This window comes from Saccharomonospora glauca K62, assembly GCF_000243395.2.
GTDB lineage: Bacteria > Actinomycetota > Actinomycetes > Mycobacteriales > Pseudonocardiaceae > Saccharomonospora > Saccharomonospora glauca.
The window spans coordinates 3,024,971-3,048,541 of record NZ_CM001484.1; the positions used below are offsets into that span (position 1 = coordinate 3,024,971).

Consider the following 23,571-nt stretch of genomic DNA (forward strand, 5'->3'; position numbering starts at 1 on the left):
CTGTCCTTTGCTGCGTGGTGATGCTGGGCAGTGAGCCGGAGATGTCCGCTACAAGCGCTACAAGCGCTACGTGCCTGGTCAGAGGCGTAGCGGATGGTGAGCGTGTAGCGGTTGTTGCCGCTACACGCGCGACGATCGCGAAGGTGTAGCGCTTACATCCGCTACACCCGCCGTGTCCGCTACAGCGCTGACCTGCGGTGTAGCGGCAGTAGCGGCAGTAGCGGCTGCGGGCAGGTAGCGGCTCCAGGCGTCGGCGAGGCCGCCGTCACCGTCGCGCCGGTAGCCCTTGGCTACCGCTCCAGTGGGTTGTCGGATGTTGCCGGAGCGGACGCCGTATTTGCCGAGGAGTTTGCCCAGTCCGCGGGCGTCGAGGGGCTTGCCCTGATACTCGGCCCAGGGTGCTTCGTCGAGGTTGTGTAGGGCGGTGAGGATGTCGGCGGTGGTCATGCGGTCGGTGTCGCGGTGGATGTAGAGCTGGCGGAGGTCGGCGAGGAGGCGGATGCCGAGGCTGTCGGGTTGGGTGGCGGCGTTGGCCACGAAGTACTCACACGCCGCCCGGGCGGTTTCGGGCCAGTGGTCGCCTGCCTCGTCGGCGATGGCGATCAGGGGCCGCCAGATTTCGGCGGAGCGGTCCCGCACCGAGGGCGGCATGGTCGGCCGGGCCGCCCCGACCCGCTCCCCCACGGCGGTCATCCACGCGGCCAGCCGCTCGCGCAGGGGGCGGGCTTCGCGTTCGACGTCTTCTTCCCAGAACTCGGCGACGTGTTCGTCGGCGCGGCGGCGTTTCATGTGCACGGTGATGGCGCGGGTGGTGATGGTGGCCGGCATGTGCCCCGCGATCCCGGCCAACGCGGCCGGGGCGTAGACGGGAAAGCGCTCCACCTTCATCGCGCGGGCGTCGCCCACACAGCGGGCGATGGTGGCCGAGCGCTTGTACCCGGCATTCAGCATCGCGCGGAGGTCTTCGTTGTTGCCGCCGTTCTTCGGGTTGAAGATCGCATCGACCTCGTCGAACAGGATCGTCACCGGCCCGTCGGCCACCATGCGGAACAGTGCCGCGGTGGTGGCCGAGATCGTCATCTCCGGGGCACGGACGAGGAACTGGGCGACCTCGAGCACGCGGGTTTTGCCGCTGCCCGGCTCAGCCGAGTCCAGGATCAGCCGCGGGGTGACGTAGAAGTGGTCGGCGGCGTGGGTGTGGGCATACCAGAGGGCGAGCATGGGGGCGCAGTGCTCGCTCGGGAAGGCGTTGTAGCGGGCCACGAACTCCCGCACCGCATCCAGCACGCTCGCCCCGGACTCCTCCCCCGGCGGGGGCGGCCCGAGCCACGACAAGGGCCGTTCCGGAGCGGCCTCGGGTACCTCGGCACTCGGGGTCGCGCCGCCGTCGGCCACGCTGGCGGTGCCGGTGTGGGTGGCGTGCCAGACGGCCTGGCAGTTCTCGGAGCAGAAGTCCGGTGACGGCGACTCCCCGCGCTCTCGGCCGCACTGCACACACGCGGCGGTGGGGTCGGTGTCCTCGGTTAGGGCGTCGATGGCCGACAGTAGGGGATCGGGTGTGGGCATCAGGCACGCTCCTGGGCGGGCGGGTTGGCGATGGTGAGCAGCACGTCGGCGTGGCAGGGGTGGCCATCCAGCGGGCACCAGCACGCCAGGTCCCGTCCGGCCAACTCGGTCCGGGCGGCGGCGAGCAGGTCGGGCCTGCCGGTGATCCAGGCGCGGTAGCGGGCCACAGCCGCAGCACGAGCGGCGGGGGTGGCTGCGCAGCGGAACGGGTTGCCGAACCGGGTGGGGCGACCCACGTAGACCGCGCCCACCGGAAGTGCCCTGCCCCGGCGCCGCTGTATCCGGCGAGGTCGGTGAGGGGAATGCATTACGCCGCCACCTCCGCATCCGAACGCGACGGCAGGCTGCGGGGCTGGGTGCGGCCCTTGGCCAGCCCGGCGGCGATGACCCGCGTGACCTCGGCCGGGGTGCAGCCGCACTCGGCGGACACGAGGGCGTGGGCGGCATGGGTGAGCTCGGCGCGGGCGTGCTCGGCATCAAGCAGCCCGCCGCCGACGAGCCGCCCCACCCGGTACGCCGCCCGCGACAGCACCTCGTTGTGCCGACCGGGCGGAGCGGAACGCACTTCGTCGCACTCCCCGCGCAACGCGCTGGCGGCATACGCGCTCGGCCGCGCCACCGGCCCCACACCCGCCGACGAGGTAGCGGGCGCGGGACGTTCGCAAAGGACTTGCAGCAGCCAGCCGGGCAGCGGGGCCGGGTCGGTGTCGTCGGCCAGCTCGTATCCGCCCTCGGCCAACACCGAGCCGGGCGCGACGACGTAGCCGCCGCCAGAGCGGGTGTCGATGCGCGGCGCGAGCTGCCCAGCCGTGTTCCGCAGCCGCACCCCCGGCGGGAGCGTGAAGTACAGGTGACGGCCACCCGAGGGCGTGGCCACGGTGTAGGTCGCGGGCAGCTCCACGCCACGCTCGTCGGCGAGCCTGGTGAGGGCGGTGGCACCGTCGACCTCACCGGGCTGCTTGGCGGTGTCGCAGTCGACCACCAACAGCCGCGACGGCCCGGTAGCGAGGCCGATGTTGAACGCGCCGCTGCCCCAGCAGCGCGCGATGCGGTCGCGGTCGATGGTGGCGCGGGCCTCCCACCCCCGGACCGCGGGCCGCTTAGAGGCGGATACGAGGGGGAAGACGTGCCAGCCCATCGCGGCGCAGTACAGCGCCCACTCCCGCAACACATCCTGACTGGACATCGGGGCAACTCCTTCCTCACGCGAGGCCGTGGTCAGAGGTGGATGCGGCCCAGACGGACCAGCTCCGCCGCTCGACGCTCGATGTGCGCCCAGCGGCGGGTGACGAGTGCGCGGGCCTTGCCCTCGGACAGTCCGCCGCCGAGTTCCCGGACCGCGTCGCGGAACAGGCGGATGTCGTGGCTGCTGTGGCCGCGGCGAGCGCGCCCCAGCCTGTTCGCACGCAGCCAGCGGTCTTCGGCCTCGAACCCGGCCCAGCAGCCGATCGCGAACGCCCGAAGCTGCCCGGGCTGCGGGTAGTAGCGGACGTGGCAGGCACCGTCGTCGCCGGTGTGCTCGACTCCTCGGACTTCCAGGCCGCCGTCACGCCACGCCCAGGCGTGCCCGAGTTCGTGGACGGCGATCTGCAACTGGCGGGGGTCGTCGGGATCGCGGCGGGTGGAGAACAGCCAACCCATAACGGGACTCCTATCGTCACTCTGTGTGGCTACAGGTGGGTAGGGGGTGCCGTGGCGACGCGGCTTGGGGAAGCACGTCGCCTGGTGTTGCGGATGCTTTTTGAGGGGCAGGGAACGGTGCGGGAGGGCGCCTCCCCAGACTCCCCGAAGCGGCTTCTCTGCAGGTCACTTCGGGGAGAGCGGTCTGGGGAGGCAGTCGGGGAGATCTCCCCGCCTCCCCAGGTGGCTCCCCTACTCGCTGTCGGCGTCCGGGGTGGTCTCGCCATCCGCGCCGTGATCACGTTCGGTGATTGCGGCGCGGACCCGTTCGGCGCTGACGTTCATGACACCGTGGGACTTGTAAGGCGCGGCGTCGTGCTCGCTGAGGTAGGCGCGCAGACGTTCCAACGTCCAGTCGCCGTAGGTACGGGCGTCGAGCTGGGCGAGCCCGTTGATGACTTCCTGCGTGCGCAGGCGGGACTTGTCGCCGAGCACGGTGGCGATGTCGGCCAGCGGATCACGGGCCTGTGTGGGCTCCTGTTCGGCGGGTTCAATCGCGGCTTCCTCGCGCAGAGCGACGGCGCGCTCGACGACGGGGGTGATCTCGTCGACGCCCTTCTCCTTGCGCACGTAGTGGGAGCGGATCAGGCCGGGTTTCTTGGCGAACCCGGCGGCCATGGCGGTGCCGACGTCCTCGCCCGCGACCAACGTGGTGGCGGAGTATCCGGCCTTGTGCATGCCGGTACCGAGGATGGCGTCGTTGCCTTGGTGATCGTTGATGGCGAAGGCCACCCGATGGCTTGCCGTTTTGGAGATCCCGCGCGGGAGGCTGCCTGCGTCGGCGTCCGGAGTGATCCACAGCATCGTGATCGCGGTCTTGCGGGCCTTCTTGGTGACCTTCAGCGCGAGCTCTTTGGCCAGCTCAGCACGCTTCTTCTCTTCCTTGCTGCCGTTGTGTGGGGTGAACAGCTCGTGCACCTCGTCGAACACGACCACGCGAGGCCGCAGGCGCGGGTCACGCTCGGCGAGTTCGCGGGTGACCTTGGCTTCCTCCCCGCCGAGATCCTCCAGGATCTTGCCGCGTTCGCTGACCTCGTCGACGAGCTCGTGCAGCTTGTCCATCGCGGCTTCGATGTGCTCTACCTCGTCGCCCTTGACCAGGGAGCGCAGCCGCGGCTTCATCGGGTCGTAGTCGACGTTGTAGGCCAATACGTGCACGTCGATGTCGACGAGCGGGTCGAGCATCGCGCCCAGCAGCAGGCAGATGACCAGCGACGACTTGCCCGAGCCCATGATTCCGGCGATCAGGTAGTTGCTCGCCATGAGCTTGGCGATGACCTGCTCGCCTCGGGCGTCGACGGCCACGGGCACGCCCTTGAAGTAGTCGGCGGTGCCCTCGTGCAGCAGCGGCCACTCCGGCACCGGACCGGTGAGCATGCCCTGATCTGCCACCCACAGATCGAGCACGCCGGGCTGGTCCTTCGGCTCAGTGGGCCAGACCTCGATCGGCTTGCGCAGCAGGTTGTGCGCCAGCACGTGCTTGCGCTTGGCGATCTCCTCCACCGGCACCTGCCGCGGCAACAGCAACTGTGTGTGCCAACCGTTGCCGACGCGGGTGGTCGGTGACACCCACCGCGGCTGCCAACCTTCCTTGAACGCCCTGGTCAACGGGCCATACCCGAGCTCGCGCAGCGCGGCCAGAATTGCGCCCTCATCCGGCACCATGTCCCGGCCCGCAGCCTCGTCCCCGGCCACGGTGGTCCACTTCGGTTGCCAGTCCGAGTGCTTGCGGCCCTGGTCCCACAGGTAGAGCACGCCGAGCCCAAGGCCGCCGGTAAGCAGAGCGACACCGTAGGCAGTGCCGAACCACCACAGCCAGCGAATGGCGTCGATGGCCGCGCCGAGCGGTTCGAGCACCATGCCGGCATCTCCGTCGGCGACGGCCAGCACGATGCCCAGCGCGAGCAGCAATCCAATGCCGGAGGCGGCGCAGATGGCGATGGCTTTGGCGAGGTGGGCGGGAGCTTTGAGCCAGTCCATGTGCCGCTCGTGCCGCTGCTGCCGCGCTCGCGCCTCGCGCTCCTCCCACTCGCCGAGGCGGTCCCAGTCGCCCTGGGCCTCGGCGGCCCGCAGCAGCCGCTCGTAGCGGCTCGTGCCGCGCGAGTCCCGTACCCGCCTCGCCACCACAGCCGCCCCGGCGGGGATGTAGAGAGCGTGACGGATCGCCGACTTGGTGCCGGTGACCACATACGGGGCGGAGGCGCGCCGCCACTCGACGGCCTGCTCGGCCATCCGCAACCGGGTCTCCTCGCTGATGTGTGGGACCGGCAGGCGGCGGGTGTTGAACGTCGGCCGCGGGGTCTCGGCCACGATCTCGGCATCGATCACATCGTCGGCCGACTGAGCTTCCGGGCGCAGCGGCACCACAGTGGCGTCCTGTGGCTCGGGGTCGCGCTCGTGGGTCATCGGTCCCCCTTCCGGTTCGCGTTGGTGTTGAACTCATCCCGCAGGCGAGCGGCCTTGTCCTTGCCGCAGCGCATCTCGCGTGCGATGCGGCGAGCCGACCAACGGACGGCGTCCGGGTTGGCCTCGATCAGTGCCTTGAACTCGGCGCGCAGCGCTTCCCAGGGACGCGTCGGGCGTCCGCCGCGGTTCCCGGTTTTCGCAGGTCTATTGCCGTGAGGCGGGGTTTCGGGACGGGGTGTCTCCGCCGTGGCCACGCCCCCACCACTCAGCTCCTCCTGTTGCTCGGCGCGTGCGGTTTCGGCGTCGATCAGTGCGGCGATCTCGTCGTCGAGCACGTCGTGCGGACCTGGGCGATCCAGTGGTGAGACCTCCCGGCGCAGCCGTTCGGCACGGTGGCGGCCAAGGCGATAGACGCCGGGCTCGAACACCAGCCGAGCGGTGCCGTCGGTGCCGATCTCCACGGCAGCATCGGCGATCGCAGCCTCGCGTGCCTGCTCGACCTTGCGGGCGGCCATCCGTTCGATACGGGCCTCGGCCCGCTCCCGCTTCGACCGAGGCTGCCCGGCCACGGCCATTTGATGCAGCAGCACACCGGCGATGGAGACCACGCCCATCACCACCGAGGCATCCCATCCGATGGTGATGCCCTTCAGCGCGTTGAGCCCCGCGGCGAGCCCGGTGGCCAAAGCGACGCCGACTTGAAGCCAGAACACCGACGCACCCGGCGCGGTGCGGCGGCGGTGGTGCACCGCGAACGCACACGCCCACATCGACAACTCGGTCACGACGGGCAGCAGCCAGCCGGTGAACGGCCACGCCGACCCCGCGTAGAGGCGTTCGCCGTAGGCGGCCATGGCTGGAGCGCTCATCACGAATGAGACCAGGGCGATGCTGTAGATGGACAGCGCCACCTTGTTCTCAACCATCGTCGCGGCCACGGCCTTGGCCGCTGCCCGACGAGCTACCTTGCGGGCGGCTTTACGGGCCTCGCGCGCCCGCTGGTCCTTGCGCGCCTCGGCCTTGGCTGCTGCTTGGTCCTTGCGACGCTGCTCGGCCTCCAACTCGCGGTCCCGCCGCCGCTGCTCGGCCTCAGCCAACCGGTCAGCGCGGGCCTGCTCCGCCTTCGCCGCCCGATCCTTACGCAACTCCTCCTTGAACGTGCTCATCAGGCGCTCTCCTCCCGCTCGGTGGCGGACCGGTCGTGGGTGGCGCGGCGGGCGGCCAACTCGGCCCGTTGCTTCTGCCAGCGGGCATCGCTGTCCTGCCGCTGGCGGCGGTAGGCGCGCTTCGCAGCGGCGATGCGAGCGGCCAGCAGGAGCCCGGCAATCGGCAGGGCGGCGGGGTGCCACAGCAGCAGCCCTCCGAAGCCGAGACCGGCGGCGGTGAGAGTTTCGGGCGCCCAGTAGCCGACCTCGGAAGCGATGTCGTCGGCGAGGCTGCGGTAGCCGGGGCGGGCGCGCTCCGCCAGCTCCGCGCTGGCCGGTTCAGGACGGGTCATCTCAGACATGGGCGGTCCTCCTCCCGTGCTCAGTGGTCTCAGAGGTGACGGCGGCGGCCAGGCGGGCGTCGAGGCCGGTCTGGGCGGCCAGCAACAGCCGCGCAGCCAGGGCGAGGGGCCAGCGGATGAGGTGCAGCAGCAGGAACACCGCCAGCGCGGCGGCGAATCCGGCCAGCCGCCAGGGGCCGTGCTGCTGCATGACGTCGAACACCGACATCTCAGGCCACCTCCTTGCCGATGGCCTGGGCGAACAGCGTGGCGCAGTCCCCGCAGTCACACTCCGGTGGGCGCGTGACGGTGTCCAGCCAGGTGCCGTCGAGCGTGCCGCGCCACGACGGGATGACTTCCGGCCTGCCGTAGATGGGCTCGGTGCACCGGCACCGGTAGTCGGCGCATGAGCGGGTGCCGGTCAGAGGGTTGGAGGAGTGCCAGCGGTCCAGATGGCCGCACTCGCACCGGTGAACGATCAACATCACCGATCGCCCCCACTCAGCGGGGCCTCGTTGCTTACCATGGGTGCCTTCCCTTCGAGTTGCTGACTGGTTGGGGAGCCCGGCCCGACGGGCAGTTCTTGGCGGAATGAGGCCGTCGGGCCGGGGCGGTGCTAGAGGGTGGTGGCGCGGTGGCGGGCTTCCTGCCCGGCGGTCATCAGCGCCATGAGCGCGGTGGTGAGGTGCTCCACGGTTGCTGCGCTGATCTGGTGTGCGCGGGCCACCTCGGGTGACTGGGAGTCGGCCAGCACGCGGCGCATCCGCTCTCGCAGGGCGTCGAGTTCGCCCTGAGCGCGGTGGAGGAGTTCGCAGACCTCGTCGACGCGGGCGGCTGCACGGTGCAGGGATTCGATGATCAGACCGATGTCGGACACGGTGGTTTCTCCCGGATCAGTGGTGGTCGGTGAGGGTGGCGGAGTACTGGCGCAGCGCTTCGGCGACGGCGGCCATCCCGCCGCGGGCCGGGTCGCACTGGGCCTGGGCGACACCGGCGGCCTCGACGGCCGGGCCGGAGAGGTCGACCAGCAGGCCGATCGTCTCGGCGATGGCCTGCTCGGTCTCGGCCAGCAAGGCGGTGATCGTCTCGGTCTCGCTGATCATCTGCTGGGCCTCGGCGCGGACGTGCGCGAGATCGGGCGTGCTCATCAGGGGCATCTCCAATCGAGGGTTGAGAGGGTCAGCGGATGCGGCCGGAGACGCTGCGGGCCTGCACGAGGTGGACGTGGCCGCGGCGGGTGATCGAGCCGGACACGGTCTCCACCCGCACCGGAGTTGAGCCGGTGACGGCCACGGCCACCGCGCCGGAGACGGTGGCGATCGAGCCGCCGCTCTGAGCGCCGTGGACGGCCACCGCGCCGGAGGTGGTGTTCAGTGACAGCGGCCCGGTGGTGGTGTCGAGGTGGATCGCGCCGGACACGGTTTGGGCGGAGACGGCCCCGGCCTGCCCGCGCTGGGTGATCGAGCCGGAGACAGTGTCTGCCCGCACCGAGGTGCCGCTGGGCACGGCGACGATCACCCGCACCGCCCCGCCACCAGCCGAGCCGATGGACACGCGATGACCTCCGATGAACACGCCACCACCGCCGACGGTGACGTTGCCGTTGCCGGTGACCACCACGCCGACACCACCGAAGTTCATGTCGCCGCCGCTGTGGAAAGCGCCGCTGAAGGTCTGTGTGACGGTGCGCCCGTTGACGATCGTCGTGACGCTGTTTCCGTGCCCTGAGACCGTCTGCACCACGCTGCCGCCGTGGCCACCGCGGTGGCCTCCGTCCTGGGGCAGCCGCACGATCAGCGTGCTGCCGGACTGGCGCACCTCGGCGCGGCGGATGCGATCGGTGGCCTGCTCGTCCCCGTCGACCATCGGCACCAGCGTCACCGTCGCCCGGCCACCCTGGGTGCAGTCGATGGTGAGCGAGTCCGCCACACCCGAGGCGTGCACCGCATCGATACCGCCGCTGAAGTTCTCTGTCCTGCTCATGCGCAAAGCTCCCTGAAAGTCGTGTAGTCCGTTGAAAAGCCGGAGAGGACCGGTCAGACGAGGGCGGTGGTCAGGGCGGCGGCGAACAGCCACGCCCAGTGCCAGGACTGGTCCAGCACATACGCCCCCGTGCCCAGACTCGGGTTGTCGTCACGTCCCGCCCGCGGAGCACCGAGCCGGTAGAAGTCACCACGGCCCAGCAGCTCGGCCAGCCGCGCCAACGTCGTGCGGCGATCCGCCCAGTAGTGCGTCACCGCGCTGACGATCTGCCCGGCCACGAAGCCACCGACGGTGATCGACAACCCCAACACCGTCCACACCAGGCCCACCGCCAACGCGGTCACCACGGTGTAGGTGGCGACGTGCTTGGCGCAGTTCCAGCGCCCCACCCAACCCGCGCGGCCCTTGTTCCCGGCCTGATGACTGCTCTGCCCCCAGTGATCCACCACCTGATGCGCCACCAACAACGACGGCAACACCACCGCGAACGTCATCGCCGCTTCCAGATCGGCCACCATCACGCCGCCTCCCCACCCAACTCCCCGGCATCCCAGCGCGACGGCAACGACCGCAACACCGCCCGCTCACCCCGACGCGCCGCACGCCACGCCCGCTGCGCATCGGTGAACGAGCGATCCACCCGCACCACCGCCGCGTGCGCCTCGGCCGCCAACTCCCGATCCACCTCCGCCAACAGCCACTCGATCTCCGCGCGCTCCCTCCGCGCTGCCTCCTCCTCGCGCTCCACAGCCACCAGCGCGTCGACCTCGAAGGCCGCCCGCGCCGTGCGATCCGTAATCCGTCCCGTCTTCATCTCGCTCCTTCCGGTTGATGACTTCACTTAACTTAAGTCAGCATGAGTCATACTGTCGCTCCGTCATCCGGGTGAACTAGGTCAGTGAAGGTCATCGCCAGCTAAGATCGGCCTGTGTCGACCGAAGAGCTGGGACTTGCGCGCTACGAGCGCGTAGCTGAAGCCATCCGTCGGGCTGTTCGGACTGGCGAACTGAAGCCAGGCGAGCAGCTACCTGCGAGCCGTGAGCTGGCCAAACAGCACGGCGTCGCGCTGAATACGGCGCAGCGGGCTGTGAACGTGCTCCGCGACGAAGGCTGGCTGGTTGTGCGGCCCACCGTCGGAGCGTTCGTGAGCGGTTCGATTCCTGAGCCCGAAGAGGACTTGCGGCAGGCGGTCTCCGACCTGCAGAAGACCGTCGCGAAGCTCGAAGACAGGCTGTCGCAGGTTGAGGCGTCCATCAGGTCTACGCCACCTGCCGAATAAAGCTCGCCAGCCCGTCGACGACCTCGCCCAGCCAGCCGAAAATGTTCGTTGTCCACCCGGCAGCCTCGCTCGGATGCCGCACAACGATCGCGAAGAGCGCCAAGCCCACCAACCCAGCGATCAACTTGGGCACAATGCTGCTGCCACCCGTCGGCATCGGGATCATGCCGGACTTCTTGCTCATGGTCGCCTCCTGTCGAGTCTTTGTGGCGATTGTTCCCGCCCTGTGATGACTCAAGGAGACCGCGAATCGCCGGACGCTTACACCACGTTCCCGGCGACATCTGAAGACGTCTGAATCAGCGAAAGTGTCCCGAAAACGTCCCGGAACGTCCTAAGGTGACGACCATGGCCAATGATCGACTTCGCACAGCGATGATCGCGGCAGGGGTCACGGCCGAAACCCTCGCGACCAAGGTCGGCGTGGACCCGAAAACGGTCGAGCGCTGGATCGGCAACGAGACACGGAAACCGCATCGCAAGACACAGCAACAGGTCGCGAAGGTGCTCGGTACCCGGGACATCGACCTGTGGCCGGCACCGTCCACCGAGCTGCCGACGAACGGACTCGAGAGCGAGCTCGTGTACCTGTACCCGTCACGCTCATCGATCACTGGAGTGACGTGGGAACGACTGATCAACGGCGTCCGGCAACAGATGGACGTCCTCGTGTTCTCCGGCGCGTTCCTCGTCGAGCAGTACAACCTCGTGCCGATCATCCGCGACAAGGCCGCCCAGGGCGTCCGCTTCCGCTTGCTCGTCGGCGACGAGACCTCACCGGCAGTTATCCAGCGGGCCGTTGACGAGGGCACCCCTGGTGGCTTGGAGGGTCGCGTGCAGATGATGCGCCGTTACCTCGCCGACGTCGCCGGACTCGACGGCGTCGAGGTCCGCACCCACGGCACGATCCTGTACAACTCGCTCTACCGCTTCGACGACGACCTGCTCGTCAACGGCCACGCCCACGGCGGCCTCGCCGGACAAAACCCCGTCATGCACCTCCGGCGCCTGCCCACCGGGCAGATGTGGCAGCACTACATGCGCTCCTTCGAGCGAGTATGGGAGCAAGCAACCCCCGAGCCGACCAGCTAGGAGTCGACCGACCATGGCACGCATCGACTACATCGACGACCCGAACGCCCCCGCCATCAACAGCGTTGTGCCCTCGGTGACCGTCGTCGTCCGCGATGACCAGGGCCGCATCCTGCTCATTCACAAGGTCGACAACGACCTCTGGGCGCTCCCCGGCGGTGGCCACGACCCGGGGGAGCGCATCACCGACACCGCCGTCCGCGAGACCAAGGAAGAGACCGGTATCGACATCGAAGTCACCGGCCTCGTCGGCACGTACACGAACCCGAACCATCGCATGGCCTATCCCGATGGCGAAGTGCGCCAGCAGTTCTCGCTGTGCTTCCACGGCCGCTGGATCGGCGGTCAGCCGCGGCAGGACAACACCGAAACCAAGGCGGTCCGCTGGGTCGACCCCAGCGAACTCGACCGCCTCACCATCCACCCGTCCATGCGTATGCGCATCGAACACGCACTCGACACGAGCCGAACGCAGCCCTACCTCGGGTGAACCCGCGCCAAGCGTTCCTCAGTGCGGACCACGCACTCCTTTAGGATCGGAGCGGCCTTGACCCACGTGCGATGCACCGGGTCATCGGGCGGATAACGCTTTAAAATCTCGGCGATCCGCTCGTTGTACGTCAGAGCCTCGCCACCCGGCCCCGTGGTTAGGTCAGCGGTGACCAGTACATCTAAGATTGAATCAGCGGGGAGGGGGAACTCGCTCAACCCAGTGGACAGGCCACGCTCAGCGGCTTCGAACCTAGCCCCCGAGTGATGAGCGACGAGGTTGACGACCTGTTCTGGCCAGCTCCCTGCGCGCAGATAGCGAGCACCGTCGAGCGGGTGAAAATGAGTGTGCCTGAGCTTCGGCGAGTAGCCGATGTCATGCAGCCAAGCAGCAGCTAGCAGCGTGTCCCGGTCTTGCTCTGCAACAGCTTTGTTGAGCAACTCAGCTTTGGCCGCTACAGCTCGCACATGGTGCCACCGCCGCCCAAGCGGCTCCAGGAACTCCTTCGCCAAATCAGCAGCTTCCCTCACGATATCCACCCAGCCACAGTACCCTAGGGACGATGAATCAAGAAGCGCAGCACTATAACCGCGAGCGTACTTGGAAATAGAAGCTGGGAACTTTTACCAACACCAGCAAACACACAAATCAGCACCTCCACAAAACTATACAGCACACCGGACGCACACCATTTATATAAATCAATAAGGGAATCGCGAGTGAAAATCCTAGCATTCGAGGCAGACCAGGTAAGCGCCGTTGCCGATGTAGTGATGGCGCTAGGATCAGTCGGCGCACTTGCAGCCGCTATCTCAGCCGGACGTGCAGCCTGGCGGAGCCATAAACAGCAATACGAGCAGCTCGAACTAACTCGACAGCAAGTCGAAGCAGAGGCAGAATCCCAGAGAGAACAGCAGGCCAGCAAATTTGACATATGGGCGGAATTGGTAGAAACCCAAAGCAAAAAAGTGCGCGCAATGTTGAGGGTCAAATACTACAATGGAAACCCCAATGCGATAAGAAACATTCACATTTGGTTCAATTTCCTAGAGGCGTCAACAAAGACGCCACCCGAGCTAGCTTCGTTTTTCTACGTAAACCTTGCACCGACAACCGAGCCGAAACGGCTCAACACACTGGAAGACGAGCTCGCCGACTCCCTTTTTAAGTTATTGAAGATCGACGAATCGACAATAATGGACGAAAAGAATACCAAACTAGTGACCACCCTCAAGAACATGTCACTTGGAGTTCAATTCACCGATTCCCGCTCTCAAACATGGATTCGCTGGCCGGACGGCACCCTCGAAAGAAAGAAAGTTTTCACTGACAGCAACGCTAAGAGGCTCGGGTCGAGACCGAGTGCACACAACAAGGCCCGCCCCCGCAATAGCACCGCATATCCGCGAATTCCTCGGCGAATTGGACAAGCCAGAAATCCGAATTGGAGACTTTGACCAGGATCCTTCATCTAATCGTGAAACAAAACCTCATCGGTGCACCCGAACTGACAGCGTCCTCAGCGCGTGCCTACACGGAGTTTATGGAACTACGGATGCCAGCGCGGCCCATACACGGTTCCGCCGCCGGACTAGCTGTCATTACACCTGGTCAGCACACGTTTGGTGATTCCCCTCAAAATCCGTCCAGTGTGCGTTCGAGTCGCACCGGGGGCACTCTCCGTAAGCACACGAAACGGCCCCTCACCAGGCACAACGCGGTGAGGGGCCGTTCGTGTGTTGTCCGGCTGTGTCCGGCCGTCAACCGCTGTTACCGGCTGTCTGTGGACCATGTGTGGACCGGAAAGCATCGGCTGTCGGGCCCGGCGCTCTGTCGATGCGTTCCCTGGCGGTGTCCTCTTGCCCTGCGATGACCTTGGCATGGATCCGGTGGAGGACGCCCACGGGGTGGCCGACCCATTCGGCGACCTGGGTCGAGGACACCCCGGCCGCCAGCCAGATGGACGCAGGCGTGGCGGAGATCGTAGGGGCGCCTGCCGAGTACGGCAGGCGTACTCGGCCTCGGTCAGCGGCGGTGGGCACGGTACGTGCCAGCCCTCTCCCCTACCCCGCTCCTTGAGCTAGCGACGAGCCCGCCGGTCACCGGTATCCGTCCAGGCCGCTCCCGCAGTCGGCGCGGTCCGGGACAACAGCAACTCGCCCCACTCCCGTTCCGGAAGCTGCAGATCAGCTTTGCGCTCCTCGGTGCGAACCACGCACTTTCAGGATCGGGGCGGCCTTGATCCACGTGCGGTGCACAGGATCGTCAGCTGAGTAGCGCTCCAAAATCTCGGCAATCCGCTCGTCGTAGGTCAATCGCTCCCCGCTCGGCCCGGTCGTCAGATCAGCAGTCACCAAAGCATCCATCACAGGGGTGTCCTCGAACGGGAAAACCTCCAACTCGGCTGATAAGCCCCGCTCGGCTGTCTCAAAGCACGCACCCGAATGGTGCACCACAAGGTTGACGATGCGAGCAGGCCAACCCTCTGCCCGGAGATAGCGGCCCCCGTCCAGCGGATGGAACCTGGAGTGCCCGATCGTCGGGGCATACCCGATGTCGTGCAGCCATGCTGCGGCCAGAAGCACGGGCCGGTCTTCCTCATCAACTACAGTGCTGACTTCTTCTGCTCTTGCCGCAACGGACTGAACATGCAGCCAGCGGCGACCCAACGGCTCAACAAGATCCTGGGCGAGGGCGGCGGCGTCCGTAACGAGACTCACTCCTCCACGCTCCCCTCGGCAGGGCTTATCGAATGCAAGTTCCACCGCCAAGGGAGTTGATCGAACCACCTGACTACATGTGATCACCGGAAGCGGCATAGTGCTGTCATGGCATGGCTGTGGTGGCGTCGAAAAGACGCTTCAGACCGGAGACACCGGCCGTTGTCGTGGCGGTGGATAGCGTTCTATGCCGCAATGGCTCTGAGCATCGGCGGTGCAGTGATGTGGTCTTTATGGCCACCGCCATTGAAATCACTGGCTGAAGAGATTAAGGCTCGAGCAAATGCAGTCCAGGTCGGGTTGGTGGCTGTCGGTGCGGCGGGGGCGGCGTTCACACTGTGGCTAGCAGTACGACGGCAAAGCACCACCGAAGAGGATTCACGGCAGCAGCGGATGACCGAGCTCTACACTGCTGCTGTCGAGCAGCTCGGTCATGACAGCGCTGCGGTACGTCTCGGCGCATTGTATGCGCTGCAACGGCTGGGCCAGACCTATCCCGAGCAACGGCGGGCGATTGTCAACGTGTGGTGCGCCTACCTGCGAATGCCGTTTCGCGACCCCGACGCAGACGGCTTGGAGGAAGAAGAGCGCGAAAAGCGCCGTCAGGAGCTTGAAGTACGGCTAACAGTGCAGCGGCTGCTGCGCGAACACGCCCACTCCGGCCCGCACAACGGCAAGCCCGCCTCACCTCGCTTCTGGGGTGATGAGCTGGATGTCGACCTCACTGGCGCCACCCTCCACCAACTCGACCTCAGCGGCTGTCGAATCCACCCAAACACGACCTTCACCGAGGCCACGTTCACCGGCGAGACCTCATTCCTCGAGGCTACGTTCACCGGCGAGACCTCATTCCTCGAGGCTACGTTCACCGGCGAGACCTCATTCCTCGAGGCCACGTTCACCGACCGCGTCTTATTCAATAAGGCCACGTTCACCAGCCACGTCTTGTTCTACAAGACCACGTTCACCAGCCACGCCTGGTTCTACAAGACCACGTTCACCAGCCAAACCTCGTTCAACAGTGCCTCGTTCACCAACGGCGCCTCGTTCACCGAGGCCTCGTTCACCGGCGACGCCGCGTTCCACAGTGCCTCGTTCACCGGCGACGCCCAGTTCGAGGGTGTGGTGGCTTCCTGCGCTGGCGAGCACGTTTGGCCGGTGGGGTGGGAGTTGGTGCCAGCGGATGATGTGGACGTCCCTGAAGGTGGTGATCCGGACGCCACCTGGGGGCGGCTGGTGCAGTTGAACGGGGCGGCAAGCGGTGAGGCGCCGGGCGAGCCGGATGAGGACGTCGAGGGCCCACGGAGACCTGACGTGCCCTAGCTCGGCGGGGTGTGGGTGCTGCCGCATAACGCGTATTGTGTCCACCCGTGCCTGCGACAGAGTCCGGCGCGGCCCCACCCAAGCCGCCCGCTAGGGGAAATCGACGCAGCCTTAGAGCGTGTCTCACTTGGCTTGTTTGAGCTTCTTGAAGCAGGTCAGTGCGGCGGCGAGGGCGAGGAAGCCTTTGAAGGCATCGGCGCGGCGTTCGTAGCGGATGGTCAGGCGTCGGTAACCGGCCAGCCAGGCGATGCTGCGTTCGACGACCCAGCGGTGGCGGCCCAGTTTCTGGCTGGTCTCGATGCCGATGCGAGCCAGGCGGGGCACAATTCCCCGTCGCTGCAACCAGACTCGGCGTTCGGCACTGTTGTATGCCTTGTCGCCGTGCAGCTTGCCGGGCTTGCGGCGGCGAGGTCCGCGGCGGGACCGGATCGCGGGGATGGCGTTGACCAAGGGCTTGACAGCGAACCCGTCCGGGGTGTTGGCCGCGGAAATGCCGGTGGCCAGGGGCAGTCCGCCCCGGTCGGTGAGCACATGCAGCTTCGAGCCCGGCTTGCCTCGGTCGACCGGATTCGGTCCGGTCATAGCGCCCCCCTTTTCGCCCGCACCGCGGCGGCATCCACCACGGCCCGGGACCAGTCGATCAGCCCTTGACTGCCCAGCTCGTCGAGCACCCCCCGGTGGATCCGGGCCCACAATCCGGCCTCGGTCCATCGCAGAAACCATCGATGCGCGGTGGGCACTTTCACCCCGAACGACGGCGGTAACCACCGCCAGGCACACCCGCTGGTGAGCACATACACGATCGCGGTGAACACCTTGCGTGCATCCGCCGGTGCCCGCCCACCACCCTGCGGGCGCTCTCCAGCCTGTGGAATCAGCGGCTCGACCAGCTCCCAGAGCTCGTCGGGAACCAACCGCTGTGACAACGCATCAACCACAGACGATGATCTTGCCCTGAACACCGATCAAGATCCAAACGAGACACGCTCTAAACACCCGTAGCTGGTTGTCAGGAAAAATGCCCAGCAACATGCCATATTCACTCGAACGGACGAATGCGGCAACGCCATGTTCGAGAGCTGGCACTCGGTGGAGGGCCTGAGTGGTATTGGTGCGAGATCCTCCGTAGAGACGGTCAATTCTGGTCAAGGCACCTGTCGAGCTACAGGTGTTGACACGGCTTACCGAACTGTTTGTCGACATTGTTTGTCGGCGCGGGTTGTCGACACTGGCGACCAGTACGCCGTCGCTAGCGATTCCTCACGAGCAGTTACGTCGATGAGTCCGCTCGCCACGTCAAGCAGCCGTAGTGCGTCGTCACGCTCACCGAGTTACGCGTACCCGTGCGTCGCCTGGGCTGCCGTGTCGACTCGCGGTCACGTCACAGCTCGCCGGACGGCGGCGATGGCCGGCAACGAGCTCGCCAGCCCGCTAAGCGCCAAGTGGTCACTCGACGCATCCACGCCGCTACAAAGTCACGAGCCCCGAAGGCGCTGCCTCGCCCGATTCCAACGTCCACTACCCTCCTTAGTACAAGCTTCTGAAGCGGCACAGGTGGGTAGGTGCAGGTGACGAAACCACGGTGGCAAGGCACACGGTTGGCAGTGGTTCTCAGATGGCTCGCGGTGGCAGGATCCGCGGCGCTGCTGGCAGCTGGATGCGGAGCAAGCTCGGACTCCGGTTCTCAAGCCGATCAGCAAGCCGGGTCGCCCAATCTGGGGCACGTTCACGGGCTCGGTATCAATCCGGCGGACGGTCAGCTGTACGTGGCGAGCCATCATGGGCTGTTCCTGGTGACCGAGCAGGACCGGCCGGAACAGATCGCCGGCCTCACCCAGGACTTTATGGGATTCACCGTCGCCGGCCCTGATCACTTCCTCGCAAGCGGGCACCCGGGACCGCAGGATCCGGACTTACCACCCCATCTGGGGTTGACCGAGAGCACTGACGCCGGTCAGACCTGGCAATCTGTCTCACTGTCCGGCGAGGTTGACTTCCACGCGCTGGAGGCCGCACACGGAGCCGTCTACGGTTACGACAGCCAGTCGGGCCAGATCATGGTCAGCACGGACCAACACACTTGGGACCGCCGTGCGGCGCTGTCACTGGCCGACATCGCGGTGTCACCCGCCGAGCCCGAGATCGTTCTCGCCACCACCGAACAGGGCCCGATGCAAAGCACCGACGGCGGGAACACGTTCGCTCCGATCAGTGACGCTCCCATACTGGTGTTCGTGGACTGGCTCGCCGCAGACCGGCTCCTGGGTGTCGCCCCCGACGGCACGGTCTATGCCAGCGGCGACGCTGGCACCAGCTGGACCAAGCAGGGCACCGTGTCCGCGAGCCCACAAGCGATCCTGGCCCACGGCGAGTCCGACGTGTACGTCGCCACCGCCGAGGCCATCCACCGATCCAGTGACAACGGCAAGACCTTCCAGGTGTTCCAAACACTCAACTGAGTCTGCGAGTGGAGTTCCCCGCAGGGTGAGCCGATCAGCCCACCCTGCGGAACTCGAATCAGCGCGGAATGTGATCTTCGATGATCTCCGTCAATGTTTCGATCTCCCGGAGCTGGCCCTGGTACATCGTGTCGCACAGGGCCCGGAGCTTTTCGTGAAACGCCACGTCAGTACAGCGATCAGCACGAGGGAGCAGCGTCAAGTGGTGGCGAATGAAGTTTGTGGACATCAAGAGATCGAAGTCCTCTCCCTCCAGCCCTTCAAGGCGGCGCAGCGTCTGCTCGCCGCCGCGCCCCGCACTCCCGCAAGGTTCCCGACCTAGCTTCGGGAGGCACGGCGAGCACGAGCTTGCGCTGGGAGAATGTTGAGGTTGATCTGCAGGGTGGGCAGCAGTGGAGCGCGACCTTGGCGAAGCAACCCCAGGCTGAGCAAAGTCCCGGGGTGATCGTCCTGCACGAGATCTTCGGGCTGACGTCAGAGATTCTCGAAGTTGCAGCATGCTTCGCCGAACGAGGTTACGTGGCCCTGGCCCCCGACCTGTACAGCGGCGGCAACCGGATTGCCTGCCTCACTCGCGCGATGGCCGAATCGAGCCGTGGTCGGCCAGGAGTCTTCACTGACCGGCTCGAGTCCGCCCGCCAATGGCTCGCACAGCGTCCGGAGGTCGATCACGACCGGCTCGCCGTCATCGGCTTCTGCCTCGGGGCGGCTTCGCGTTAACCTTTGCCGCCACCGATGCGCCCGGTCTCCGCGCAGCTTCAGTGAACTACGGGCACGTACCCACACATCGGGTGCTCTGTCCGGCAGTTGCCCGGTTGTCGCCTCCTATGGCCGCCGGGATCTCGTCTACGGACGGCACGCACACCGGTTGGTCAACGAATTGACCGAGCACGACATCGATCACGATGTCAAAGTCTATGGGGAGGCTGGGCACTCGTTCTTGACGAGAGGACATCACCCGCTCGGCCGGCTGGTCTTCCTCCCGCTGCGCCTTGGCTATCACGAAGACTCAGCGGCCGACGCCTGGATCGTATTTTCCGGTTCTTCGATCGGCACGTACAGGCAGGAACGCAGGACGAGAACACAGAGCCAGAAAGCTCTTAGCTCACCACCGTCCGGGAAGGGAAGCCGGGCAGGACCCGTGAAACTGGGAGTCTGCTCCGCCCGGCGAGGAGATGCACGCTTCTCGGTAACCAGCGCTCAGCGCGGCGCTGTTCGTCACTGGCTTCTCGGCGGTGTTCACCCACCTCGTCCGCACTCGAGCTCTTTCAGGCCCAGAATCTGCAGGCGATCAACCTGGCCGGCAGCGCGCTGATCACCGTCATGGGACTCGCCACGATCAGCCTGCCCTTCCTGCCCCTCACCACCAGGCTGTCCCGAGGCAAAGTCCGCCTCGGCTGGCTTCACCGCCACGCCCGTCGCGACCGAGACCGCCGGAGGCCCTCTCTGTCGCGACGGGGCTCGTCATGATGACGGGCGGCTGAACAGTACTCATGAGCCGAATGCTCGCCATCTACGCACGACTCGGATGGCCACCGATTTGCCCTCTGGATATACTACCCAGGTTAGTATTTCAGGAGGTGCGTGTTGACCAGCGCCGGGCGGTGGACCATTGTCGTCATGATCCTGGCCATAGCCGGTATCGTCGCCCTGTGGCCGAGGACCGGCGACGGCGACGCCGCCGACACTGGCATAGCGTCGGACACCGTACGGTCGGTGCCTCGTAAGGAGAGCGACACCAAACTCACCGAACTGCGGCAGCGCGCGAAGACGAGGCCCTGCCCGAGCCCCGCCCCCGATGCCCCCGCACCCGCGGGGCCGCTGGCCGGAGTCACCACCGCGTGCTTGGGTACTCCTGGCCCAGTGGACCTCGGCGCGACGCTTGCCGGCAAGGCAACCCTGGTGAATGTCTGGGCATCCTGGTGTCCACCTTGCCGAGAAGAGATGCCCGTACTGGACGAGTACTCCGAGCGACCCGGCGCCATTCCGGTTCTCGGTGTCAATGTCCAGGAGGCGCCGTCGGACGGCCTCGCCTTCCTGGCCGACGTGGGCGTACGCTACCCCTCGGTACACGACGGAAAGCGTGCCGTACAGGACGCCTTCCGCGTGCCGCCGGTTCTCCCGCTGAACTACCTCGTACGACCAGACGGGTCGGTCACCAGGATCACCAACCCGCTCGTGTTCCGCAGCCCGGATGAGGTCGAGGAGGCTGTGCGGCGCCATCTAGAGCGAGAGGGATAACAAAACCAGGCAAGCGACGCTGTGTTCCCCTGCACCCAGACTCGTGTCAGTTCCTCTTCTGGGGCAGGTTCGCGCATCCAGCTCCGGGAGCGTTCTCGTACCGATCCGTCAGGACCGCGTGGATGATCATCCGCAGGCGTGCCGAGAGCTTCGGATGGCAAGTCGTCAGCGTCAGTGGGGAAGCCCTCGATTCCGGTGTCAAGACATTCGCCGCCCGGTACGGGATTGGCGCCACCGCATCGCAACGGTCCGCATCACGATCACCCAGTCGAAGGTGGCGCCGTACGCGTCCGCCAGCGGTTCACTTGCGTACGGCGGGCTTTGCGTCTCCTGCCGCACGTCCAGCTTGCCAACTCGCCCTCCAGCGGCAGGACTCGGTAGACGAAGAAGCTCTCTCACCCCCGCTGACGACCGCATCGCAGGACTTGAGTAGTGACCGGGTCCGATCTCCAGGGTCGCGGGATGGATCCTTTCCCGAATGGTGTACCCGTAGTCTGTCCGAAAGGCGAGATGTAGGTCCGAGCGAAAGCCTTCCGCTGACCGGCTGGATTCGCACCTGCCAATCCTGCGACCACCGCTCTTCCGGTTATGCGCTGGGCCTAGCGTCGCAATCGCGCCGAGCTTCAGCTCGTCACGCACAGCTCGTACACTACAAAGAGCAACACGACCCGAGGTGATCAGGAACTCTGCGACAGCCTGCGCGAACTTGCAGCCTATTCCTTCTGGCTGCAGCTTCTTCGCTGGCTCGACCGGGAGGGTGCTGGAGCGGGGTGCCAGGTACGGCTCCAGGCTGGCCTGGTAGCGAAAATCGACGAATCTCAACAAGCAGAACCTCCCGCACCTCGAAGCGGAAGCAGGACTTTATCACTATCCGAGATAGTAGGTACCATCTTTGGTACATGAATCCGACAGCAAACACATGCGCAAGCCGACACCTGACGTAGGATGTCCAGCCATGAGGAGACGTGATGCGCGGGCTGGGTGACCTCGAGGCCGCCGTGATGGACGTGCTCTGGCAAGCCGAGGAACCGATCAAGGTCCGAGAGGTGCTGGAGCAGCTGGACACCGGCAAAAAACTTGCCTACACCACCGTTATGACGGTGCTGGACAACCTGTATCGCAAGAAGTGGGTTGATCGGGAACTGCACGGCAAGGCTTACTACTACGAACCGGCGTTCAGCCGCGAGGAGGCCGCCGTACAGGCTCTGCGCGATGTGCTCGGCGCTTCGGCTGACCGGGAAGCCGTCCTGATGCACTTCATCGCCTCGGTCTCCGACGAGGAGACCGACCTACTACGGAGCGCCCTGCGCAAGAAGCGGATCCGCAGGCGATGACAGCAGCCCTCACGCTGCTGGTAGGCGCGCTCGCCGCAGGCTGGCTCGTTCCAGGACTCCTGCACCGCACTGACCTGCGGCGGCACGACCCGGTACTGCTGGTCGTGGTCTGGCTGCTGTCGATGATCGGGGTCCTTGTCAGCGCCGCCGTGGGCGTGGTCTTTCTGCTACTTCCCAGCCACGGCCCCGGCACGGCGGTACTGACGGCCGTCCACGAATGCTGGGCCGCCATCCAGCACGGCACACCACCCGAGACCGAGAAACTAGCAGGCCTGCTCGGGCTCGCCCTGCTCATCGCGTTCGTGGTCCGGCTTGCCGTTGTGTTCGTCCGCGGGCTCCGGCGACGAGCCCGCGCCCGTGAAGCACACCTGTCGGTCCTTCGTCTGGTTGCACGCGCGGACCCGAACTCACCGGACACGCTGTGGCTCGCCCACGACCGACCACTCGCGTTCAGCATGGCGGGGCGTCCCGGCGTTGTCGTCGCCACCGAAGGACTTGTTCGCCATTTGGACCAGAAAGCTGTGGAAGCTGTCTTCGCGCACGAACGTGCCCACCTCGCGGGCCGTCACCACCTGCTGATCGCCGGGGCCGAAGCACTCCGTGTAGCTATTCCTTTCCTCCCTCTCTTCCGGGATGCGCCGCGCGCTTTGCGCGAGTTGGTCGAACTCTCTGCTGACGCCGTTGCCGTACGTCGCTGCGGAACAGCAGCGGTCCGATCCGCCCTGCGGGACGTGTCCGGTCACGACGCTCCCAGCACGTCGCTCGCGATGGCCCGGTGTGCGGTGGACACGCGCATCGCTCGACTACAAGTAGGCGCTACTTCTCCAACCGGAACTCGTCGCTTGGTCTCCTGTGCGATGGCGGGACTGGCTGCCGGCGTGCTGCCGTTCCTCGCAGGAGCCGGACTTCTCGCGGGCATCGCGCTGATCAGTTGCCCCCCGGTCAGCTGAGCCGCTAACGCGGAGGGCGCAACCCGGCCAAGATCGAGCTTCATCAGTTGACGAATCACGGCTCGTGAGCGCGGACCGCCCGCCGCGGCCAGGAGCGCACACGCAAGGAACCCGTCAACCCATCTGGAGCCACGTCGGTACGCAATCATCACGTTCCAGACCCTCACCATCGTTGGTTCCATAAGCTTCGAGGGTCACGGCCGGTCACACTTCCTTGCAGAATGGGAAACGCGAGGCGTAAGTCACCTCGTACTTCGAGAGTCAGACGATCTACTATTGTGTCTAGTAGATAACGACAGTTCTCCGAACGCCTTGCCATGCTCGGCCCCCGCCTGGAGTGAGGTAGGCCTGATCACCACTTCTGAGGGAGTCATGACACCTGCTCGACCCGGCCGCCCGCACACCGTGTCGCACCTGAGCCGCCGCAGCTTTCTCATCCTCAGTACCAGCGCGGCTGTCGCAGGCCTTGCCGCATGTACTTCCAACGCTGCGGCACCGAGTTCACCGGTTCGCGTCGCGCCGAACTCGCCACTAGTGGCGGCCGCCGAGCGCGATCGCCGGA

General features: G+C 66.2%; 30 protein-coding genes and 1 pseudogene. 11 read left to right on the forward strand and 20 right to left on the reverse strand.

The genetic code is table 11. The features are described from left to right. Nucleotides 1-120: 120 nt before the first annotated feature. The 14 genes from SACGLDRAFT_RS14115 to SACGLDRAFT_RS14180 all read right to left on the reverse strand — a co-directional run bounded on the left by SACGLDRAFT_RS14115 (nt 121) and on the right by SACGLDRAFT_RS14180 (nt 9,935). A complete protein-coding gene (locus tag SACGLDRAFT_RS14115; RefSeq protein ID WP_005465497.1) occupies nt 121-1,566 on the reverse strand; it encodes a DUF3631 domain-containing protein in 1,446 nt (481 codons plus the stop codon). Further along, nucleotides 1,566-1,874: a DUF4326 domain-containing protein gene (locus SACGLDRAFT_RS14120; protein WP_005465498.1), complete on the reverse strand. Its 309-nt coding sequence runs from the start codon at nt 1,872-1,874 to the stop codon at nt 1,566-1,568. The genes SACGLDRAFT_RS14115 and SACGLDRAFT_RS14120 overlap by 1 nt, the downstream gene beginning before the upstream one ends. Then, the gene (locus SACGLDRAFT_RS14125) at nt 1,874-2,752 is read right to left on the reverse strand and encodes a bifunctional DNA primase/polymerase (RefSeq protein ID WP_005465499.1); all 879 of its coding nucleotides are present in this window, start codon (nt 2,750-2,752) and stop codon (nt 1,874-1,876) included. Before SACGLDRAFT_RS14125 ends, SACGLDRAFT_RS14120 begins: the two co-directional genes overlap by 1 nt. A gap of 32 nt (nt 2,753-2,784) precedes the next feature. Further along, nucleotides 2,785-3,207, reverse strand: a complete 423-nt coding sequence (locus SACGLDRAFT_RS14130; protein ID WP_005465500.1) for a hypothetical protein — start codon at nt 3,205-3,207, stop codon at nt 2,785-2,787. 231 nt (nt 3,208-3,438) lie between these two features. Then, nucleotides 3,439-5,652, reverse strand: a complete 2,214-nt coding sequence (locus tag SACGLDRAFT_RS14135) for an FtsK/SpoIIIE domain-containing protein (RefSeq protein WP_005465501.1) — start codon at nt 5,650-5,652, stop codon at nt 3,439-3,441. Further along, nucleotides 5,649-6,818, reverse strand: coding sequence for a hypothetical protein (locus tag SACGLDRAFT_RS14140; RefSeq protein ID WP_005465503.1), 1,170 nt, complete (start codon nt 6,816-6,818; stop codon nt 5,649-5,651). The genes SACGLDRAFT_RS14135 and SACGLDRAFT_RS14140 overlap by 4 nt, the downstream gene beginning before the upstream one ends. Then, nucleotides 6,818-7,159: a hypothetical protein gene (locus SACGLDRAFT_RS14145; RefSeq protein WP_005465504.1), complete on the reverse strand. Its 342-nt coding sequence runs from the start codon at nt 7,157-7,159 to the stop codon at nt 6,818-6,820. Before SACGLDRAFT_RS14145 ends, SACGLDRAFT_RS14140 begins: the two co-directional genes overlap by 1 nt. Further along, nucleotides 7,152-7,367: a hypothetical protein gene (locus SACGLDRAFT_RS14150; protein WP_005465505.1), complete on the reverse strand. Its 216-nt coding sequence runs from the start codon at nt 7,365-7,367 to the stop codon at nt 7,152-7,154. Before SACGLDRAFT_RS14150 ends, SACGLDRAFT_RS14145 begins: the two co-directional genes overlap by 8 nt. 1 nt (nt 7,368) lies before the next feature. Further along, nucleotides 7,369-7,623, reverse strand: coding sequence for a hypothetical protein (locus SACGLDRAFT_RS14155; protein ID WP_005465506.1), 255 nt, complete (start codon nt 7,621-7,623; stop codon nt 7,369-7,371). A 131-nt stretch (nt 7,624-7,754) separates the two neighbouring features. Next, on the reverse strand, nt 7,755-8,015 hold the full coding sequence (locus SACGLDRAFT_RS14160; RefSeq protein ID WP_005465507.1) for a nucleotide exchange factor GrpE: 261 nt from the start codon (nt 8,013-8,015) through the stop codon (nt 7,755-7,757). 16 nt (nt 8,016-8,031) lie between these two features. After that, the gene (locus SACGLDRAFT_RS14165) at nt 8,032-8,286 is read right to left on the reverse strand and encodes a hypothetical protein (protein ID WP_005465508.1); all 255 of its coding nucleotides are present in this window, start codon (nt 8,284-8,286) and stop codon (nt 8,032-8,034) included. Nucleotides 8,287-8,317: 31 nt separating this feature from the next. Further along, entirely contained in the window at nt 8,318-9,121 is an 804-nt protein-coding gene (locus SACGLDRAFT_RS21580) for a DUF4097 family beta strand repeat-containing protein (RefSeq protein WP_005465509.1), read from the reverse strand. Nucleotides 9,122-9,174: 53 nt separating this feature from the next. Beyond that, nucleotides 9,175-9,639 (reverse strand): DUF3307 domain-containing protein, encoded by a 465-nt coding sequence (locus tag SACGLDRAFT_RS14175; protein ID WP_005465510.1) that lies wholly within the window; start codon nt 9,637-9,639, stop codon nt 9,175-9,177. After that, nucleotides 9,639-9,935 (reverse strand): hypothetical protein, encoded by a 297-nt coding sequence (locus SACGLDRAFT_RS14180; RefSeq protein ID WP_005465511.1) that lies wholly within the window; start codon nt 9,933-9,935, stop codon nt 9,639-9,641. The genes SACGLDRAFT_RS14175 and SACGLDRAFT_RS14180 overlap by 1 nt, the downstream gene beginning before the upstream one ends. Before the next feature lie 114 nt (nt 9,936-10,049). Here SACGLDRAFT_RS14180 and SACGLDRAFT_RS14185 point away from each other — a divergent pair, with 114 nt between their 5' ends. Further along, entirely contained in the window at nt 10,050-10,400 is a 351-nt protein-coding gene (locus SACGLDRAFT_RS14185) for a GntR family transcriptional regulator (RefSeq protein WP_005465512.1), read from the forward strand. Here SACGLDRAFT_RS14185 and SACGLDRAFT_RS14190 read toward each other — a convergent pair. Beyond that, on the reverse strand, nt 10,381-10,584 hold the full coding sequence (locus SACGLDRAFT_RS14190; protein ID WP_005465514.1) for a hypothetical protein: 204 nt from the start codon (nt 10,582-10,584) through the stop codon (nt 10,381-10,383). The genes SACGLDRAFT_RS14185 and SACGLDRAFT_RS14190 overlap by 20 nt on opposite strands. Nucleotides 10,585-10,748: 164 nt before the next feature. On the opposite strand from SACGLDRAFT_RS14190, the gene SACGLDRAFT_RS14195 reads away from it, so the two are divergent. Together SACGLDRAFT_RS14195 and SACGLDRAFT_RS14200 are read left to right on the forward strand one after the other, a co-directional pair. Beyond that, complete coding sequence (locus SACGLDRAFT_RS14195; RefSeq protein WP_005465516.1) at nt 10,749-11,492, forward strand: helix-turn-helix domain-containing protein; 744 nt, start codon at nt 10,749-10,751, stop codon at nt 11,490-11,492. Nucleotides 11,493-11,505: 13 nt separating this feature from the next. Then, entirely contained in the window at nt 11,506-11,982 is a 477-nt protein-coding gene (locus tag SACGLDRAFT_RS14200; protein WP_005465517.1) for an NUDIX hydrolase, read from the forward strand. On the opposite strand, the gene SACGLDRAFT_RS14205 is transcribed toward SACGLDRAFT_RS14200, so the two are convergent. Then, complete coding sequence (locus tag SACGLDRAFT_RS14205; protein WP_040919090.1) at nt 11,970-12,521, reverse strand: HD domain-containing protein; 552 nt, start codon at nt 12,519-12,521, stop codon at nt 11,970-11,972. The genes SACGLDRAFT_RS14200 and SACGLDRAFT_RS14205 overlap by 13 nt on opposite strands. 180 nt (nt 12,522-12,701) lie before the next feature. On the opposite strand from SACGLDRAFT_RS14205, the gene SACGLDRAFT_RS22305 reads away from it, so the two are divergent. Beyond that, the gene (locus SACGLDRAFT_RS22305; RefSeq protein WP_005465518.1) at nt 12,702-13,439 is read left to right on the forward strand and encodes a hypothetical protein; all 738 of its coding nucleotides are present in this window, start codon (nt 12,702-12,704) and stop codon (nt 13,437-13,439) included. Between the two features lie 303 nt (nt 13,440-13,742). Here the strand turns inward: SACGLDRAFT_RS22305 and SACGLDRAFT_RS23090 are convergent. Together SACGLDRAFT_RS23090 and SACGLDRAFT_RS14210 are read right to left on the reverse strand one after the other, a co-directional pair. Further along, nucleotides 13,743-14,176 (reverse strand): annotated as a pseudogene (locus SACGLDRAFT_RS23090) (tyrosine-type recombinase/integrase); the annotation flags it as partial. Further along, nucleotides 14,169-14,702, reverse strand: a complete 534-nt coding sequence (locus SACGLDRAFT_RS14210) for an HD domain-containing protein (protein WP_005465519.1) — start codon at nt 14,700-14,702, stop codon at nt 14,169-14,171. The pseudogene SACGLDRAFT_RS23090 and the gene SACGLDRAFT_RS14210, both read right to left, overlap by 8 nt. A 195-nt stretch (nt 14,703-14,897) precedes the next feature. On the opposite strand from SACGLDRAFT_RS14210, the gene SACGLDRAFT_RS14215 reads away from it, so the two are divergent. After that, nucleotides 14,898-16,025, forward strand: coding sequence for a pentapeptide repeat-containing protein (locus SACGLDRAFT_RS14215; protein ID WP_157608812.1), 1,128 nt, complete (start codon nt 14,898-14,900; stop codon nt 16,023-16,025). A gap of 123 nt (nt 16,026-16,148) precedes the next feature. Here SACGLDRAFT_RS14215 and SACGLDRAFT_RS21950 read toward each other — a convergent pair. Next, nucleotides 16,149-16,963, reverse strand: a protein-coding gene (locus SACGLDRAFT_RS21950) for an IS5 family transposase (protein ID WP_005465521.1) whose coding sequence is annotated in 2 segments (ribosomal slippage) — nt 16,149-16,621 and nt 16,621-16,963 — 816 coding nt in all. Because the reading frame shifts where the segments join, the coding sequence is not laid out codon by codon here. A 624-nt stretch (nt 16,964-17,587) separates the two neighbouring features. On the opposite strand from SACGLDRAFT_RS21950, the gene SACGLDRAFT_RS14230 reads away from it, so the two are divergent. After that, nucleotides 17,588-18,484, forward strand: coding sequence for a F510_1955 family glycosylhydrolase (locus tag SACGLDRAFT_RS14230; RefSeq protein WP_005465522.1), 897 nt, complete (start codon nt 17,588-17,590; stop codon nt 18,482-18,484). Between the two features lie 58 nt (nt 18,485-18,542). Here SACGLDRAFT_RS14230 and SACGLDRAFT_RS23095 read toward each other — a convergent pair whose 3' ends face one another. Beyond that, on the reverse strand, nt 18,543-18,983 hold the full coding sequence (locus SACGLDRAFT_RS23095; RefSeq protein ID WP_083852959.1) for a DUF305 domain-containing protein: 441 nt from the start codon (nt 18,981-18,983) through the stop codon (nt 18,543-18,545). Between SACGLDRAFT_RS23095 and SACGLDRAFT_RS22950 the strand changes: the two genes are divergently transcribed. The 5 genes from SACGLDRAFT_RS22950 to SACGLDRAFT_RS21965 all read left to right on the forward strand — a co-directional run bounded on the left by SACGLDRAFT_RS22950 (nt 18,890) and on the right by SACGLDRAFT_RS21965 (nt 23,009). Continuing rightward, entirely contained in the window at nt 18,890-19,204 is a 315-nt protein-coding gene (locus SACGLDRAFT_RS22950; RefSeq protein ID WP_269727359.1) for a dienelactone hydrolase family protein, read from the forward strand. The genes SACGLDRAFT_RS23095 and SACGLDRAFT_RS22950 overlap by 94 nt on opposite strands. Then, the gene (locus SACGLDRAFT_RS23100; RefSeq protein WP_408640258.1) at nt 19,152-19,799 is read left to right on the forward strand and encodes a dienelactone hydrolase family protein; all 648 of its coding nucleotides are present in this window, start codon (nt 19,152-19,154) and stop codon (nt 19,797-19,799) included. The genes SACGLDRAFT_RS22950 and SACGLDRAFT_RS23100 overlap by 53 nt, the downstream gene beginning before the upstream one ends. A 305-nt stretch (nt 19,800-20,104) precedes the next feature. Then, a complete protein-coding gene (locus SACGLDRAFT_RS14240; RefSeq protein WP_408640248.1) occupies nt 20,105-20,725 on the forward strand; it encodes a TlpA family protein disulfide reductase in 621 nt (206 codons plus the stop codon). A 968-nt stretch (nt 20,726-21,693) separates the two neighbouring features. Continuing rightward, complete coding sequence (locus tag SACGLDRAFT_RS14245; RefSeq protein ID WP_005438330.1) at nt 21,694-22,059, forward strand: BlaI/MecI/CopY family transcriptional regulator; 366 nt, start codon at nt 21,694-21,696, stop codon at nt 22,057-22,059. After that, on the forward strand, nt 22,056-23,009 hold the full coding sequence (locus SACGLDRAFT_RS21965) for a M56 family metallopeptidase (RefSeq protein WP_005465525.1): 954 nt from the start codon (nt 22,056-22,058) through the stop codon (nt 23,007-23,009). The genes SACGLDRAFT_RS14245 and SACGLDRAFT_RS21965 overlap by 4 nt, the downstream gene beginning before the upstream one ends. Nucleotides 23,010-23,571 lie beyond the last annotated feature (562 nt).

Bases quoted from the DNA above. Each gene is read 5' to 3' on its own strand.
- SACGLDRAFT_RS21580 (WP_005465509.1), bottom strand. From the start codon at position 9,121: ATGAGCAGGACAGAGAACTTCAGCGGCGGTATCGATGCGGTGCACGCC.
- SACGLDRAFT_RS14245 (WP_005438330.1), top strand. From the start codon at position 21,694: ATGCGCGGGCTGGGTGACCTCGAGGCCGCCGTGATGGACGTGCTCTGG.
- SACGLDRAFT_RS14190 (WP_005465514.1), bottom strand. From the start codon at position 10,584: ATGAGCAAGAAGTCCGGCATGATCCCGATGCCGACGGGTGGCAGCAGC.
- SACGLDRAFT_RS14135 (WP_005465501.1), bottom strand. From the start codon at position 5,652: ATGACCCACGAGCGCGACCCCGAGCCACAGGACGCCACTGTGGTGCCG.
- SACGLDRAFT_RS14215 (WP_157608812.1), top strand. From the start codon at position 14,898: ATGGCTCTGAGCATCGGCGGTGCAGTGATGTGGTCTTTATGGCCACCG.
- SACGLDRAFT_RS23095 (WP_083852959.1), bottom strand. From the start codon at position 18,983: ATGCTGCAACTTCGAGAATCTCTGACGTCAGCCCGAAGATCTCGTGCA.
- SACGLDRAFT_RS14175 (WP_005465510.1), bottom strand. From the start codon at position 9,639: ATGGTGGCCGATCTGGAAGCGGCGATGACGTTCGCGGTGGTGTTGCCG.
- SACGLDRAFT_RS21965 (WP_005465525.1), top strand. From the start codon at position 22,056: ATGACAGCAGCCCTCACGCTGCTGGTAGGCGCGCTCGCCGCAGGCTGG.
- SACGLDRAFT_RS14165 (WP_005465508.1), bottom strand. From the start codon at position 8,286: ATGAGCACGCCCGATCTCGCGCACGTCCGCGCCGAGGCCCAGCAGATG.
- SACGLDRAFT_RS14195 (WP_005465516.1), top strand. From the start codon at position 10,749: ATGGCCAATGATCGACTTCGCACAGCGATGATCGCGGCAGGGGTCACG.
- SACGLDRAFT_RS14130 (WP_005465500.1), bottom strand. From the start codon at position 3,207: ATGGGTTGGCTGTTCTCCACCCGCCGCGATCCCGACGACCCCCGCCAG.
- SACGLDRAFT_RS14155 (WP_005465506.1), bottom strand. From the start codon at position 7,623: ATGTTGATCGTTCACCGGTGCGAGTGCGGCCATCTGGACCGCTGGCAC.
- SACGLDRAFT_RS14140 (WP_005465503.1), bottom strand. From the start codon at position 6,818: ATGAGCACGTTCAAGGAGGAGTTGCGTAAGGATCGGGCGGCGAAGGCG.
- SACGLDRAFT_RS14145 (WP_005465504.1), bottom strand. From the start codon at position 7,159: ATGTCTGAGATGACCCGTCCTGAACCGGCCAGCGCGGAGCTGGCGGAG.
- SACGLDRAFT_RS14200 (WP_005465517.1), top strand. From the start codon at position 11,506: ATGGCACGCATCGACTACATCGACGACCCGAACGCCCCCGCCATCAAC.
- SACGLDRAFT_RS14150 (WP_005465505.1), bottom strand. From the start codon at position 7,367: ATGTCGGTGTTCGACGTCATGCAGCAGCACGGCCCCTGGCGGCTGGCC.
- SACGLDRAFT_RS14115 (WP_005465497.1), bottom strand. From the start codon at position 1,566: ATGCCCACACCCGATCCCCTACTGTCGGCCATCGACGCCCTAACCGAG.
- SACGLDRAFT_RS14120 (WP_005465498.1), bottom strand. From the start codon at position 1,874: ATGCATTCCCCTCACCGACCTCGCCGGATACAGCGGCGCCGGGGCAGG.
- SACGLDRAFT_RS14125 (WP_005465499.1), bottom strand. From the start codon at position 2,752: ATGTCCAGTCAGGATGTGTTGCGGGAGTGGGCGCTGTACTGCGCCGCG.
- SACGLDRAFT_RS14180 (WP_005465511.1), bottom strand. From the start codon at position 9,935: ATGAAGACGGGACGGATTACGGATCGCACGGCGCGGGCGGCCTTCGAG.
- SACGLDRAFT_RS14240 (WP_408640248.1), top strand. From the start codon at position 20,105: ATGATCCTGGCCATAGCCGGTATCGTCGCCCTGTGGCCGAGGACCGGC.